Below are 15,043 nucleotides of genomic sequence, written 5' to 3' on the forward strand. Positions count from 1 at the left end.
ATGATGATGGTGATGTAATGTAGTCGTTATTTTCATTTCTTTTGTTATTTACGTCGCAAAGTTACAATAATAATTGAAAGAACAAATATTTCTGACAAAATATTATCACAATATCTATATTACTTCAATCCGTTCTTACGAAGCAACTCTTCTATCTCTTTCAAGCTTATAGATTCACGCTCTGCTTTGTTTTCATAATCATCAATGAAAGAGGCATAATGCTTCCGCAAACGTTTCGCTTCCTTCTTAAAGGAGGCTAAGACTTCTATTCTATATTCCATCTCTCATTTCTTTTAAGAAATCTCTCGCTGATTGTTTCCTCCCGGCAATCATGTCTTTCAGCCCGGCATCAATCCCTGCCAAGATTTCTTCCTTGCTAATATATTCCGTTTCTTCCTCTTCGGCTTTTGTCCTAATTTTATTGTTCAGCTTTTTCAGATAGTTCTTCACACGGTTGAGCGTGTCTTTATCATCGATGCTTAACAATTCTTCGACCAAATCCATCTTTAGGCATTTTAGTTCCATTGCCGTCATACAAATACTCCTTTCTTATTAATTCGTTCTCAAGGACAAAGATAATGATTTACTTTAATACAAATGACTCGCTTGCTGCTTAATCTTATTGGAAAGCATCAAGGGGAAGTCCGGATGCGCGGTAAAAAACGCATCAACTTCTTCCCGAGCTTCCTTCGATGTATGGGCGGAAAGCAAGGAGCGAACCCAAGCGGTGGGGAAAAAGATATCGCCAGTCCGCTGTACTTCCGGCATCGCTTCCAAGGCCGGACGGATATAAGCGACCGACTCTTGTTCTCGTAGGCGATGGTTCAAATTAGCGAGAGCGGAAGAGGCCCATGGCTCCACCCTACGATTCCCGGCGATCAACAAGGAAGCGAAGACACTGTCACGTTCCGCCTTGCGGGGCGATACAGATGGGGAGATAAATTGATACTCCTTCTTCCGATCCGGATTCTGTATGCGGGATAATTGCGTAGCGATAATCTTATCCGCTTTTTCCGGCAAATGCATCGCCAGCATATAGGATAAGCCAATATAATCACTCTCGCTCAACGCACAATCTTTCGGAGCTTTCCGTTCCTGCCATAACGTATACAGACATTGTACCGCCTCCTCTGAATCCGCTATCGAACGATACAAACGAAACGCCTGCAAGCGATGTTGGGATACGGGATTCGTTGTCACGATCTTCCACAAGACCTGTTCCAACGGACGAGAATCCGACGGGAATATCCGCTGGCAATCTCCTAAATAGCTTAAAGCCATCGAGAACAATAAAGAATTAGACTCATTCGGTAAATACGCTAACATCTCTTCACGGAACCCTTGCGGAGAAATCGTTTTCCAACGAAGATTCTCATAAAGGGTAATCAGCAAAGATCCCTTCAACACCTCATCTTCCGATGAGCGAAGCACAGACCATAGACCGGAAGACTCCCCCTCTGTTATTTTAAAGAAGCCATAACCACGCCCATTTATATTCGGAAGAATGACACAATTTCCATTCGGAAGAAAACTTAATTTCATTCGGAAGGAATCAGAGTTTCCTTCGAGAGAAACCGGGATTTCTTCCGAATCCGTTCCACAGATCACCCGATAGGTTAATTCTTGCGGCCATTTTAAACCCCGGCCCAACGGATCACGCTGCTCTACGACCAACTCGCCGTCCTTAACCGAAGCCGTAATCTCCGGCATACCCTTCTGATTCACCCACACCTCACTCCAAGCGGCCAGATCCTCTTCCGTATATTTATTCAAGATACGGATCAAGCCCTCCCACGTAGCGTTCCCATACGCATAAGTAGTCAAGTACTCACGGATTCCCTGCTGGAAAGCCTCTTCTCCCAGAACACGTACCAACATTTCCATAACCACGGGAGATTTATCATAGATGATATTACCATATACCAAACCGGCGTTCCGCAAATTATCCAAATCTTGCTTGATCGGATTCGCACCTGACGTACGGTCTTCCGAATAAGATGCGGGAATATAATCCCGAATAAAATTCAACCGGTGATTCACGTCCGGATATAAAGGTTCTACGATACGGGAAGCAAAATAATTAGCGAAAACCTCTTTTGTCCATACATCATCAAACCATTTCATCGTTACATAATCGCCAAACCACATATGAGAGGTTTCATGCGCGATCAAGGAACTCCGACTCAATCGCTCATTTAAGGTAGGATGCTCATCCAGAAACATCCGGCGATCCGTATATAAAGTAGCACCCGTATGTTCCATACCCCCATATTGGAAACCGGGTAAGATAATCACGTCATATTTAGCGAAAGGATAAGGAATACCAGTAAAGTCTTCCTGCCATTCCAACGCGTCGAACACCTCATCGGCAATGGCTGGGCATTGAGCGATTTTCTTCGGATCTGTCTCCCGATGATAAATAAAGATATCCCGTCCGTTCCGGGAATAAACCTCCCGAGTCAGTTCACCGGCCACGAATGAGAACAAGTAGGTACTAAGCGGTTCCGTCTCCTTGAAAGAAATACGATTCCGACCGGAGACGCTCGTACTATCCGTTTGTGTGATAGCGCCATTCGCCACGGCCTGCCAAGTGGAAGGAACTTCCAAGGTCAAGGTAAAAAGCGACTTCATATCCGGCTGGTCAAAACAAGGGAATACCGTACGTGCCCGGTCCGGAACCAATAACGTGTACAGGAACTCATCCCGTCGGTTCAAGGATTGATCCGCCGGAGTAAAAGCGATCGCTACCCGGTTCTCTCCCACCGCTACCCAATCTGAGGCTATCACGATATGCTCATCTTTCACCTCGTAGGGAATATCGCCTCCGTTCAAGGTTACGGATGTCACTTGCTCCTGTTCTCCGCGGAAATCAATAATAAGCGGCTGCTTCTCGTCTAATCGTAACGATAGCTCCACCTTTCCCCGGATCGCCTCGTCACGAGATTCCGGGATCGAGAAGAAAAGATTATAACGGACATCGGAGAAATGCTCCTTCCGGAATCGCGCCAGCTCAAGGCCCACACCGGGCCGGGACAAACCGGCCTCATCTTGTTTAACAGAGCTACAAGCAACCAGACCGGACAGTACGCAAGCTCCGATAAATACCTTTAGGTTCATATCTCGTAATTATTCTCTTAAGTATTCTGCTATACCCATAAAATTTCGTTCCAACAAATACATCTGGCTAGCCATAAACGTGAAAAAATCTCCCCAATGCGCTCGCCGATGCAAATCCAATCCTTCCTTTGCCACATAGATACGGGCCACTTGTCGGCCATTCTCACGGACAAAGCAAATATCCCAGATCAAGCCTTCGGGAAAATCCTGTTCCAAGGTCTCTTTATACCAAGTCAGGCGCTCAAACATTTCCAGACGTAAATCCTCGCTACGGTGGTTTACCTCAAGAATAACGTAAGCCCCTTGGCGGTTCGCGTCGAATTTCAACTCAACGCCCTTTACCTTCGTATCATATAATGTCCAAATTTTCTTACGCCCCCGCAAATAGGGTTGCACCTCACAAAAAGCGGCGAAGCTTTCCCAAAACTCCAATTTGAGATTCTTCAGTTCCTCCTTACTATACATTATTTATAAATGTCTTTCCTTGTTACCTTAACGATCTGTCCGAATTTGGAGAGTTTCTCCATATCCATACTCTTTGAATTACCGACTATCGCATATATCATTAAATGATCTTGTATATTCTCCTTATAAAAACGAAGGATATCCTCCATAGTCATCCGATCGATGACCTCCAGATAATCCTTGTTCGGATCGCTCTCGTACCCTTCACGCCGGAAACCGGCGATCTTCAAGGAAAGAGAGCGACTAGTAGGATATTCATTATTCACCCAATTACGAATCGTCTGCTTCACCGACTCCACCCGTTCCGGACGTTCCGGCATATCATGCACCAGATTTTCCAGCACTTCCATCGCATCGATCATCTTATCCGTCTGTGTAGCCAGTTTCATCACGAAACTAGCGGGCTTCTCCGATCGATTCAAAGGAGGATGTTTCAAACGGGCATTTACTTGATAAGCGAACGAACGAAACTCACGGATCTCCTGAAACATCAAGGATGACATATCCCCTCCGAAATAAGCGCTAAACAACCGGGAAACAGGACGATCTTCCTTAGCCTTCAACGGATCGATATACATATAGGCATAGATTATGCTTTGCGTGACATCCTCCATGTCCATGAAAAAGACAGTCGGCTTATCATACGTCATAAGATCACGAATATAGGGAGAGTTCGATGGAATACTTACCTCCTCCAAGGGTAAATGCAGCTTGATCTGCCGAGCGGCCTCCTCCGTAGACAATGTACCACAATAATGCAGGTTACAAGCGACCGAACGTACCTTACTGAAGGTGTCCAGCAACATCTTTCCTTTTAGTTTCTTGATTTCAGCGAACGATAATTTGGTCAAATAACGGGATTGCTCCCCAAATTTGACTTTCTCTAACAGCATATCGGCTACGTTTTCGCTGGAATTGAACAACGATTTCTCCGTTACCTTCGCCTCGTCCACAATCTGCCGTAACTTCTTGTCATCTGGCTTGGCGTGCCGCAAGAAATCGCCGACCAAAGCCATTGTTTGGGTAAAATGCCCATCAAAACCATTCACCACCACCAGAAACTCAGAATCCGTGGAATCAAAAGTCAATGTACTACCAAGTTCCTGCAATTTACCCCGAAAGACCTCAAAAGACATCGATTCCGTCGCTACGAAAGGTAGATAAGCGGACAATTTATCAAGATCACGAAGCTCCAACTGCCCCACTCCATAAGATAGTGTCAGCGAGAATATATCATTTACGGAATTATGAGTCTTATACAACGTGACAAGCGGACGCAAGGATACGACCTCGGCGTCTTTCTCAAAATCGAGAAAATGCGGTTTCAATTCTTGTACGGGTATCTTTTCCAGACGTTCCACATAAGCGGAGGAAGCATCGGAGTTCTTCGGTATAATCGGTGAATAATCCGGCTTGGGTAAGATCGTTTTTGGATAGCGTCCGGTCTTCTTCGTGACGTACATATAATTCTCCGTAAAATATTTCTTGGCGACCTCAATCACGTCTTCTCTCGACAAGGCATCGATACGGGTAACCTCATCCAAATAATCCTGCCAGCTTTTCCCTTGAGAGAAAATACGCATCATCACCTCGGCCCTTGAGTTTATGTCTTCCAATTTGGAGGCATATTCACGTTTCTGTTCCAATTTCAAGCTTTGGAACATCTCATCGCTAAAATCCCCCTCCTTAATACGGTTGATTTGTTTCCATACTAATTTCTCGGCTGCCGCATAGGTCTGGAAAAAGAACTTTGGAAATACCAACAAGCCTAATACTCCAGCCTCATTCATACTTTGGTTAACCGCCATCGCACCCATCACCTTATGATCTACCGTCAGCTTATCCAAAAATCCCGTACCATTGGAGTTATTCAATAAAGATACGGCGATATTGAGCGCAACTTGATCCGGATGATTCGCAGGAACTCCCCGGAATCCCAATGCCATAATTTTCACGAAAGGCATAGGAATACGTACGCTCACTTTCTCCCGCCCCTCAAATGGCGGAAGCGCAACGATATCCCGGTGGGGCGGCTTCCCTTTTCGTATCCGTGAAAAAGTAGATTCCAAGATTGGCAAGACCTCCTCCGTATCGAAATCCCCGCTTAAGATCAATCCCATATTGGAAGCGACATAGTATTTCTCGAAGAACCGGCGCATCTCCGAAAGACGGGGATTCTTCAAGTTCTCCGCACTTCCGATAATCGGATACGCATACGGATGCGGATAGAAATAACGCTCTGTCAATTTCTCGATGGCGACGCTAGCCATTGTGTCCCCATACATGTTCTTTTCCTCATAGACCGTCTCCAGCTCACTCTGGAAAAGACGAAATACGGGATTTACCAAACGCTCACTATTGATCTCGGCCCATTGGGAGATATATTGCGGAGAGAATGTATTGAAATATAATGTATAGTCGTAAGAAGTCCCGGCATTCAACTTCGTACCACCGAAACGAGAGATCAACCGGTCGAACTCGTTCGGTATTACATACTCAGCGGCACGTACGCTCAGGTCGTTAATGATTTGCTGCAAATGGGCACGCATCTTGGGATCCTCGGTATCCGCCAAAGCGTCATATTTTTCGGCGATAATGTCCAGCAAGACTTTCTCGGACTCATAATCGATTGTCCCGATCTTATCCGTTCCTTTAAACATCATATGCTCGAAATAATGCGCGATACCTGTGTTAGGGGAATCTTTAGCTCCGGCTTTTACAACTACGGCTCCGAATATCTTAGGTTGGCTATGGTCCTCATTCAACCATACCGTCAAATCATTACTTAATTTATGCTCTCGTACCTGTAGAAAATCTGAGGTTGACAACAGAGATCTCATGGAATCCTTTTAAGTTTATATTATTTCACAAAGATACATTTTTCAATTGGATTAATACGCTTACATTTACAAGCAATCTTAACAAAAGGGCAAATTTAACGTAGGATTGAACCTATTTTTAAGAGTAGTGTTATATCAAAAAACGATTATTATGATAAATTTAGGTAGTTGGATGAACAAAGTCCTCACCGGATGGGGTGTAGACGAGAAAATAGCGAACACATTTGACGAGGCGATCATCGCCATCTTACTAGTGGCGGTCGCTATCGGATTAGATTATTTATGCCAAGCTATTTTTGTCGGAGGGGTACGTAGTATCGTTAAGCATACGCATTATAAATGGGATACGTTATTAATTAAACGTAAGGTCGTACATTATCTCGTACATACGATTCCCGGCATTTTAGTATATGCTTTGCTCCCGATGGCTTTTATCCGAGGAAAGGAATTATTATTCATTTCCCAGAAGATTTGTGCGGTCTATATCATATTTTCCCTGCTGTTAGCGCTCAACGGTCTTCTCTTAATGATGTTGGATTTGTTTAACCAACAGGAGAAAATGAAAAACAGGCCGATGAAAGGTTTTATACAAGTATTACAAGTGCTTGTTTTCTTCGTTGGCGGCATTGTCATTATAGCGATTCTCGTCAATAAATCCCCGGCTACCCTTTTCGCCGGATTAGGTGCGTCGGCAGCTATTCTTATGTTGGTATTTAAAGATAGCATATTAGGTTTCGTGGCGGGTATACAGCTTTCGGCGAATGATATGTTGCGCCCCGGCGACTGGATCACGATGCCTTCTGCCAACGCGAACGGTATTGTTCAAGAAATAACCCTAAACACCGTGAAAGTTCAGAACTTCGATAATACGATCTCAACAATCCCGCCTTATAATCTAGTAAATAGTTCTTTCCAAAACTGGCGCGGAATGGTTGAGTCTGGAGGACGTAGGGTTATGAAGTCCATTTATCTCGATTTGAATACGATCAAGTTCTGTACACCAGAGATGCTAGATACATTCCGCAAGGAAATTCCTTTATTAGCGGATTACCAACCGGATAAGGATGTAGTACCTACAAACTCCCAAGTATTCCGTGTATATGTAGAGCGTTATCTGACAAGTCTTCCTGTCGTAAATCAAGATTTGGATTTAATTATCAGTCAACTTCAATCCACGGAATATGGTGTTCCCATCCAGATTTATTTCTTCTCCCGAAATAAAGTATGGAAAGAATATGAACGGATCCAGTCGGATATATTCGATCATTTCTTCGCTATGATTCCTAAATTTGAATTGAAAGTATATCAATATTCAGACTAAAGTACGTGTTCGAATTATTTTTCCTATCTTCGTCTCCGGATTGTCTACTTAAAGTTTAAAATCGTATTTATGAGCAAGATACAAGAATGGGTATATAATTTATTAGTTCAAATTGGGTTGATAAGCGAAAATTCCAGTTACCTAGACAATATAGTGATCTTATTACTTATTATAGCCGTCACCGTTGGGATCGATTATAGTTGCCGGTATATTTTCCTAGGTATGTTCAAACGATTAGCGAGGAAGACGAAAAATCAACTGGACGATTTAATCGTGGATCGTAAGATCATCAATAAGATGATGCATATGATCCCGGCCATATTGATTTATATATTGTTACCATTCGCCTTCTCAGCCGAAGAGACACCGAAGATTTTAATATTGCTCCAAAAACTTTGTCAGATTTATATCATAGCGGTTTCTTTAAGGTTTATAAACGCTTCCTTAAATCTGATCCACGAGATCTATAATAAAAAAGATTCCTTTAAGAACAAGCCGTTAAAAGGCTTCATACAGATCTTGCAGGTTACGGTTTTCTTTATTGGAGTGATATTGATTATCAGTATTCTTATCAATAAATCCCCGGTTTCTTTACTGGCCGGATTGGGTGCGTCTGCCGCTATCTTGATGTTGGTCTTTAAGGATACGATCTTAGGTTTCGTTGCCGGCATCCAATTATCCGCCAATGATATGCTCCGGGCCGGGGACTGGATCACGATGAGTAAATATGGTGCGGACGGCACGGTTATCGAGGTGACATTGAACGCCGTGAAAGTAAGAAACTTTGACAATACCATTACGACCATCCCTCCTTACGCCTTAGTAAGCGACGCTTTCCAAAACTGGAGAGGTATGAGCGAATCCCCGGGCCGCCGTATCAAGCGCTCTATCAATATCGATATGAACAGCGTACATTTTTGTACCCCGGAAATGCTAGAGAAATTTCGTAAGATCTCTCTTATCACGGATTACATCGACGGAAAAGAACAGGAATTATATGAATACAATGAAGAGCATCATATCGACAGTTCCATTTGGGTGAACGGACGTAGACAAACAAATCTGGGAGTCTTCCGTGCTTATCTCGTACGTTACCTAAGAAGTCTCCCGGAGGTAAGTAAGGAATTAGTCTGCATGGTAAGGCATCTACAACCGACTGATACAGGTATTCCCATCGAACTTTATTGCTTCTCATCCAATAAGGTATGGGTCGAATATGAAGGAATCCAAGCGGATATATTCGACCATGTACTTGCGGTAATACCGGAGTTCGGACTAAGCGTATTCCAAAATGTATCCGGGGCGGATTTGAAGAATATCATCATCAAACTTCCCGCCGGCTCACAACCCTCAGAGTAAATGAATTCATTTAAGTCTTACGGCTCACTCAAGACTTAAATGTCACAACCGTTTGATAAATCTGGCGGGATTCCCCCCTACAACGGTATTAGATAGGAACACACTAAGATGTCAAAAAAATATCTTAGGTGCATCGGCCGACGATCCTAAGATACTTCAGTAATGAACCTAAGATACTTTGCCTATGAAATCAGTATCGGCGTAGCCTTACGGCACTAGTAGTGTAGGGTTGTGCCTATACTGGCGTGAGGCTATGCCGATATATGTGTTTGTCCCCTTAGAATTGGAAATAAATAAACGGCTGCACTCCCGCACTCTTAAACTGAACAACAATGAAAATCGCTATCGCCAATATAGCGGCCTGTATCAATAATGGGGAACGGGTCACGACTCCTCTCAAGGCATCCTCAGAGCGTTTAGGCATAAAATGCAATACATAACCGATTACCATCAGCGCAAACACACCTTTATATCCTGAAACGAATTGCATGAACACCTCCGGATGAAAATTCGTGAAGATCTGGCGAAGCATCTCTCCCACGGCCTTCATCGAGGTAGCCCGGAACAAGATCCATCCGAAACAAACCACATGGAAAGTAATCAGGACACCTAATACCCGTCGCCAAGGCTTCATCTCGCATCCTAAGGCCTTAAAGCTACTGAAATGCCCCATGATAAACTTATGCGCAGCCAAAGCTATACCATGTAAGGCTCCCCATAAGATGAAACTAATGGAAGCCCCATGCCATAACCCGCCTAGCAGCATCGTTATCATCAGATTCATATAGGTACGAATCTTCCCCTTCCGGTTCCCCCCTAAGGATATATACAGATAATCTTTTAACCAAGAGGAAAGAGAGATATGCCAACGACGCCAAAACTCGGTAATCGTAGCCGACTGATAGGGAGAGTCGAAGTTTATATTAAAGCGGAATCCCAACAACAGAGCGATACCGATCGCCATATCCGAATAACCCGAGAAGTCACAATAAATCTGTAGCGCATACCCATAGACACCCAATAAATTCTCCACACCCGTATAAAGCAACGGAGCGTCAAAAATACGATCCACGAAATTCATACTGATATAATCCGAGATAACCGTTTTCTTGAAAAGACCACATAAGATAAGGAACAATCCCTCACCAAACTCAGATCGCGTCACCGTAGGATTCTTATACATTTGAGGGATAAAGTCCCGGGCACGAACGATTGGTCCGGCAACCAGTTGAGGAAAGAACGATACATAGAAAACATAATCGATCCAACGGTCGAGAGGTTGGATTCGTCCCCGATAAACATCTATCACATAGCTTATACTCTGGAAGGTAAAGAAAGAGATTCCTACCGGAAGGAAGATGTTCATCTTCAGCCATTCTCCCCCGGCGGCCATAGTAAACAGTTCGCCTAGGAAATTGAAATACTTGAAATACCCCAGCATACCTAGGTTTATGCAGAGACTAAGCGTAACGAATAATTTACGTTTTAATACCGATGTCGTATGCGAGATACATTGCGCTATCAAGAAATCGGAAGTAGCCGTAAATACCAGCAGCCCGAACCAAAGTCCACTACTTTTATAATAGAAATAAAGGGAAAACAGTGTCACGTAAATAATGCGAGCCAACGTATGTTTCCTTAGCGACATATAAATCATCAGGAAACCGATAAACAAGAAGAAGAACAACCCGCTACTAAACAAGATCGGGGCATTATGATGATACGTTAGGATATCTCCCAGTTTCTCCCACGTGAATTGATGATTACTAAGCCAATCTCTAAGTATATTATATTCCATATAAGATTCTTATCGGTTATTATATGATTCCATGAACGCCCTAAACAGAAGCGTTCCTTGTTCTTGATACCCTTCTTTCGTAAAGTGAATCCGATCCCGTCCCATCAAACGAGAACTATGCCATTTGCGGCACGAGTTTTTCCCTCCTGTCGTAGTGAATAAATCCCAGCAAGCGACCTCTTCTTTCTTCGCTACATTCCGGATAGCACGGGCAGCCCGCTCGGTATTATCATTACGCACATACGTTCGCTGCTTATTGACTCGCACCCTTTTGTAACATTCCGGAGGAGTCGTCAGTAAGATCGCCGTATTCGGTAGCTCCTTCTTGACGATCGCCAAGAAAGCCTCTATCTGGCCGGAAAACTCATCGGTATTAAAACGTCTGCCGAATGTCTCGTTGGTTCCCATAGAGATGATTAGTAAGGACGGTTTTAATAAAGCCAACTGACGTATATAAGCCTCGTCCGTATAATTCACATACATCGCCCCATTCACTCCGATGGAATGGTATAAGATACCCCTGCCTCCATTCTTCAGTGTCAGGCCATAATATAAATTCGTAAAGGATGAGGCCGGTCGCAATGTATTCGTGCCCTCTTTCCGTCTCGTACTCTGCAATTGTAGAGTATCGGTCAAGCAGGAGATCCGGAAAGTGTCGGCTAATACACCGGGAACACATACGGTATCCGCACGGAATGTTTGGACCGAGTCTTTCAAAGCCCCGGCAGGAAGCATGGGCATCGACTTCTCCCCTCTATATAAAATCGCCTCATTAAACTCGTATCCGGCACCATTATTCGGAGTTATCACGACATCAAAATTAATCGAGGGGGAAACAGACTTAATCCCGATCCCACCGATCCCTATCGGGGTTTTCTGGACATGCTGAATACAACGTCCGGCAATCCAATCCTTAGCGACGGATTTGATAAAGTAATCATCCGGCTCGTTGGTCTTGCTCAACTTAAAAGGAGCGATCCAGCCTCGTCCGGCATTCCCGAACGCCTGTTGGAAAAGGCGCATGACACGACCGCTTAAATGTCCGGCTTGGATATGCGAATCCCCCAACTGGACGATCGTGATAGCCGTATCTTTCCCTGCACGCAACGAATCCAGTTCATTGAAAAAATTATTCCACGCCTTACTAGAATCCGGTAAGATCAACGTATCTTTTCCCACTTTCATAGAATAAGATAAAGGAGGCAACGCTACAGTATCCCGAACCGCCAAACTATCAAGAGATACATCCCCGTTTATTCCGGCTTTAGGTTTCGGAACAGAGAAGCCCATGATCACTCCTAAAACAACCAGACTAATTAACCACTTTCTCCGCTTCATCATAAAAATCTTTTTCTGATAATAACGCTTTCAGCAAGGCATCGGCAATCTCCCGTCCACCCCTAAAGCTTAAATGCGTATAATCCTTACTAGCCCAGTTTAATTCTACGAAACGGACCATACTGTTCTCTCCTCCCATAGCACCGAATACATTCCAGAAAGGAACCCCTGCCTTTTTAGCGGCTTGCCTTTGCGCATGCAGCAAGGCTAACACGGCCGGCATCGTCTCGAATTCCCCATCGTCTTGACGGCTTCTGTCCGACACCCCCAACATCAATATATCAGCTTCCGGAAAACAAAGTTGTATATGGTTAATGACCTTTACCATCCGGCTACTATACCATCCATAATTCATCACGCTATCGCTCACGACATTCAACCCATACTGCAAGACAATCAAGTCATACGGACGGATCTTATTCAATGCTTGGCAACGGGAAACATCCAATCGCTCCAATATCATACCCGAGTTTCCCCGAAGAGAGAAATTATCGACCACGACACCTGAATGATCCTCCATAGCGACCCCTAATGCCCGGAACTCCGGAGTATTCTTAAAAGTGAAATCCGCTTCGGTGAACATCCCTTCCAACTCGTATTGGGTTACGATCGATGTGGCGGGAAGCATCTCTTGTAGGGTATCGGCGGAAGCGTTGCAAACCAAGCGCATCTCCGTATTCTTATTCTGCTCATAAATCAGTTTCAAAGAAGAGAACGTCTGAAGCTCCGGATAACGCTTAGTCGTCTTCACATGGATGGAGGCGTTTTCCTCGTTTGCCTCGAACATCATCCCAGATAAAGTATATCCATGCTCATGGTCCGTCAGCATAGACCAAGTAGTCCATCCGGAGGCACGTTGCTCCACGGTTGGACGGAACTGTGCCGCTACGGATGTGACCGGTACAAAACCAACACCCCGCCCCCCAAATTCCTTCTGCATCCCGGAACGGAAATCGGCCACCATAATATCTCCTTCGATAAAAGAATCTCCAAGGAAGGCCACACGTACCGGACGATTCAATTCCCGCCTGTTTTTTAAGGCGGCGAAGAATCGTTGCAAACCGATATGTCCAAGAGAATAGTCCTCGATATGAGCCCCCAGCGAATCCGCCCCTTGAACAGCATAGACCGCTTTGTATAACGAATCACGAAGGGCCAAAGCCGCAGAATCTATTCCGGCGGAACGCATGATAGAATCCCTTAATGCTACCGAATCTACTTGAAGGGTGTTCGCTTGTTCCAATTGTTGTTTCAAAGAATCCAAGGAGAGCTTTTCCTCTTTCACCTTGAAATCCGATAAAAGATCTACCTTTTTGATCTTATACCCGAACAATGTATCCGGAAGGCTATATAAACCAAAGCTCATCAACAACGTCAGCGACAGTAACGCTAACACTCTACCCAAATTATTATCTTTGTTCATCTAACTTTTGCTTATAAGGGGACAAAGATAGACAAGTTTACCTACCCGGAAATAATCTTCGGACAAAAAATAACCTTAAATTATCCGTTCAGGGTGGATCATCCCTTAAACGTAAGTTGAGACAAAAAGAGATGCAATAACGAAGGCTCCAGCAGCATTGGGAAAATCAATCCATAAATAGCCCCGTAGAAATGGGCATTATGATTTATGTTATCTCCTGTTTGTTTCGCCATATACTGGCAATAGGCCAGGTATAGCAAGCCGAATACGATTCCGGGGACAGGCAGCACGGCGAAAAACAAGATCTTTCCCCAAGGATCAAGGAATATAGAGGTAAATAGAACCGCCGATACCGCTCCAGACGCACCGATAGAGACATAATACGGATCATTACGTCGTTTTATCAAATCATAAAGCGAAGCCACGATCATTCCCCCGAAATAAAGAGCCAGATAAGCCCCACTGCCGAATCCCATATATCGAAACGTTCGTTCAATATAGAGACCAAATGACCAGAACGTGAACATATTCACTAGCAAATGTGTCATATCCGCATGGATAAATCCATGTGTCACGATACGATAATATTCATGATTCCGGATCGTACGATATGGGATAAACGCTAATTTCATAAATAACTCCCTATTACTAAAACAGATAAAAGAGAGAATCACTGTTATTCCAATAATTAAATAAGTAATCATATATTCTATTGTTTTTCTGATGAGCCACAAAGCAAAGCATAAATTCCGGTTTATACAAATATCAGGTATATATTATCTAAGCCAAAGGAAAAACAAGAATCCCCAAAGAAAAACAGATAACAGTAAAACCAAAGGCTTCAAAACTTTATCGCAAAAATAGCTCCTTACTTTCTTTCGATCAGGAATATTTTCCACTGCGATAACACGATTCACCTTATTCGTCCTATCAAAATAGGAAGAATATAGAATCAATATATAAAAACCGAATATTTGCAAAAGAAATAGGATGGAGACTAATGGCTTTTCATATCTTTTCTGTTTCTCTTCTATTTTGAATTGCTTTAAATCAATCTCTTTTATAACCCGAATCAATGTTTTCTTTTCTTCCAATATTAAAGAATCTAGATTCTCTGAAAAAGAAGAATCTAGACTTTTTAAATTCTCATAGTACCGGACCATACTATCAATTCTATTTCTTTCTGTATTCAAAGAACTCAATTTCATACTTTCAGCAGTCATATCTATATATGATATAGAAAAAGGGAAAAGTAAGAATGACTATGCCTAAATTTACTTCACAGATTTTACTGTTATTTTCTAAGGTACTTCACATCTTAGAGAAGCTTCTCCTGAAAAACTTCACAGGGTTGAAAGTTGTTTCCTGAACCGGTTCACAGC

12 protein-coding genes are annotated in these 15,043 nt (G+C 43.5%); 2 read left to right on the plus strand and 10 right to left on the minus strand.

Annotated features, from left to right (window positions below; all coding sequences use genetic code 11):
* Positions 1–119: 119 nt before the first annotated feature.
* Genes NBH16_RS12255 through NBH16_RS12275 form a run of 5 tightly spaced genes read right to left on the minus strand, consistent with a single transcriptional unit; the run spans position 120 to position 6,422 of the window.
* Positions 120–281, minus strand: coding sequence for a hypothetical protein (locus tag NBH16_RS12255; RefSeq protein WP_005862614.1), 162 nt, complete (start codon positions 279–281; stop codon positions 120–122).
* Positions 271–534 (minus strand): hypothetical protein, encoded by a 264-nt coding sequence (locus NBH16_RS12260; protein ID WP_005862616.1) that lies wholly within the window; start codon positions 532–534, stop codon positions 271–273. The genes NBH16_RS12255 and NBH16_RS12260 overlap by 11 nt, the downstream gene beginning before the upstream one ends.
* A 54-nt stretch (positions 535–588) precedes the next feature.
* Entirely contained in the window at positions 589–3,117 is a 2,529-nt protein-coding gene (locus NBH16_RS12265; RefSeq protein ID WP_250788661.1) for a M1 family aminopeptidase, read from the minus strand.
* A gap of 9 nt (positions 3,118–3,126) precedes the next feature.
* On the minus strand, positions 3,127–3,582 hold the full coding sequence (locus NBH16_RS12270; RefSeq protein WP_005857205.1) for a DUF4268 domain-containing protein: 456 nt from the start codon (positions 3,580–3,582) through the stop codon (positions 3,127–3,129).
* Complete coding sequence (locus NBH16_RS12275; RefSeq protein WP_250788662.1) at positions 3,582–6,422, minus strand: M16 family metallopeptidase; 2,841 nt, start codon at positions 6,420–6,422, stop codon at positions 3,582–3,584. The genes NBH16_RS12270 and NBH16_RS12275 overlap by 1 nt, the downstream gene beginning before the upstream one ends.
* Before the next feature lie 151 nt (positions 6,423–6,573).
* Here NBH16_RS12275 and NBH16_RS12280 point away from each other — a divergent pair, with 151 nt between their 5' ends.
* Together NBH16_RS12280 and NBH16_RS12285 are read left to right on the plus strand one after the other, a co-directional pair.
* Complete coding sequence (locus NBH16_RS12280; protein WP_008772244.1) at positions 6,574–7,743, plus strand: mechanosensitive ion channel family protein; 1,170 nt, start codon at positions 6,574–6,576, stop codon at positions 7,741–7,743.
* A gap of 69 nt (positions 7,744–7,812) precedes the next feature.
* Positions 7,813–9,102, plus strand: coding sequence for a mechanosensitive ion channel family protein (locus NBH16_RS12285; RefSeq protein ID WP_005862622.1), 1,290 nt, complete (start codon positions 7,813–7,815; stop codon positions 9,100–9,102).
* A 277-nt stretch (positions 9,103–9,379) separates the two neighbouring features.
* Here NBH16_RS12285 and NBH16_RS12290 read toward each other — a convergent pair whose 3' ends face one another.
* The 5 genes from NBH16_RS12290 to NBH16_RS12310 all read right to left on the minus strand — a co-directional run bounded on the left by NBH16_RS12290 (position 9,380) and on the right by NBH16_RS12310 (position 14,884).
* The gene (locus tag NBH16_RS12290) at positions 9,380–10,900 is read right to left on the minus strand and encodes an MBOAT family O-acyltransferase (protein ID WP_250788664.1); all 1,521 of its coding nucleotides are present in this window, start codon (positions 10,898–10,900) and stop codon (positions 9,380–9,382) included.
* Between the two features lie 9 nt (positions 10,901–10,909).
* Positions 10,910–12,241 (minus strand): GDSL-type esterase/lipase family protein, encoded by a 1,332-nt coding sequence (locus NBH16_RS12295; RefSeq protein ID WP_048927247.1) that lies wholly within the window; start codon positions 12,239–12,241, stop codon positions 10,910–10,912.
* Positions 12,213–13,661, minus strand: coding sequence for an SGNH/GDSL hydrolase family protein (locus NBH16_RS12300; protein WP_122382274.1), 1,449 nt, complete (start codon positions 13,659–13,661; stop codon positions 12,213–12,215). Before NBH16_RS12300 ends, NBH16_RS12295 begins: the two co-directional genes overlap by 29 nt.
* Positions 13,662–13,759: 98 nt before the next feature.
* On the minus strand, positions 13,760–14,365 hold the full coding sequence (locus tag NBH16_RS12305) for a rhomboid family intramembrane serine protease (RefSeq protein ID WP_005862629.1): 606 nt from the start codon (positions 14,363–14,365) through the stop codon (positions 13,760–13,762).
* Between the two features lie 72 nt (positions 14,366–14,437).
* Entirely contained in the window at positions 14,438–14,884 is a 447-nt protein-coding gene (locus NBH16_RS12310; protein ID WP_250788665.1) for a hypothetical protein, read from the minus strand.
* Positions 14,885–15,043: the final 159 nt, after the last annotated feature.

It is taken from the genome of Parabacteroides sp. Y3-G-102, from assembly GCF_023656845.1.
GTDB classification, from domain to species: domain Bacteria; phylum Bacteroidota; class Bacteroidia; order Bacteroidales; family Tannerellaceae; genus Parabacteroides; species Parabacteroides distasonis.

Bases quoted from the DNA above. Each gene is read 5' to 3' on its own strand.
- NBH16_RS12255 (WP_005862614.1), bottom strand. From the start codon at position 281: ATGGAATATAGAATAGAAGTCTTAGCCTCCTTTAAGAAGGAAGCGAAA.
- NBH16_RS12260 (WP_005862616.1), bottom strand. From the start codon at position 534: ATGACGGCAATGGAACTAAAATGCCTAAAGATGGATTTGGTCGAAGAA.
- NBH16_RS12265 (WP_250788661.1), bottom strand. From the start codon at position 3,117: ATGAACCTAAAGGTATTTATCGGAGCTTGCGTACTGTCCGGTCTGGTT.
- NBH16_RS12270 (WP_005857205.1), bottom strand. From the start codon at position 3,582: ATGTATAGTAAGGAGGAACTGAAGAATCTCAAATTGGAGTTTTGGGAA.
- NBH16_RS12275 (WP_250788662.1), bottom strand. From the start codon at position 6,422: ATGAGATCTCTGTTGTCAACCTCAGATTTTCTACAGGTACGAGAGCAT.
- NBH16_RS12280 (WP_008772244.1), top strand. From the start codon at position 6,574: ATGATAAATTTAGGTAGTTGGATGAACAAAGTCCTCACCGGATGGGGT.
- NBH16_RS12285 (WP_005862622.1), top strand. From the start codon at position 7,813: ATGAGCAAGATACAAGAATGGGTATATAATTTATTAGTTCAAATTGGG.
- NBH16_RS12290 (WP_250788664.1), bottom strand. From the start codon at position 10,900: ATGGAATATAATATACTTAGAGATTGGCTTAGTAATCATCAATTCACG.
- NBH16_RS12295 (WP_048927247.1), bottom strand. From the start codon at position 12,241: ATGATGAAGCGGAGAAAGTGGTTAATTAGTCTGGTTGTTTTAGGAGTG.
- NBH16_RS12300 (WP_122382274.1), bottom strand. From the start codon at position 13,661: ATGAACAAAGATAATAATTTGGGTAGAGTGTTAGCGTTACTGTCGCTG.
- NBH16_RS12305 (WP_005862629.1), bottom strand. From the start codon at position 14,365: ATGATTACTTATTTAATTATTGGAATAACAGTGATTCTCTCTTTTATC.
- NBH16_RS12310 (WP_250788665.1), bottom strand. From the start codon at position 14,884: ATGACTGCTGAAAGTATGAAATTGAGTTCTTTGAATACAGAAAGAAAT.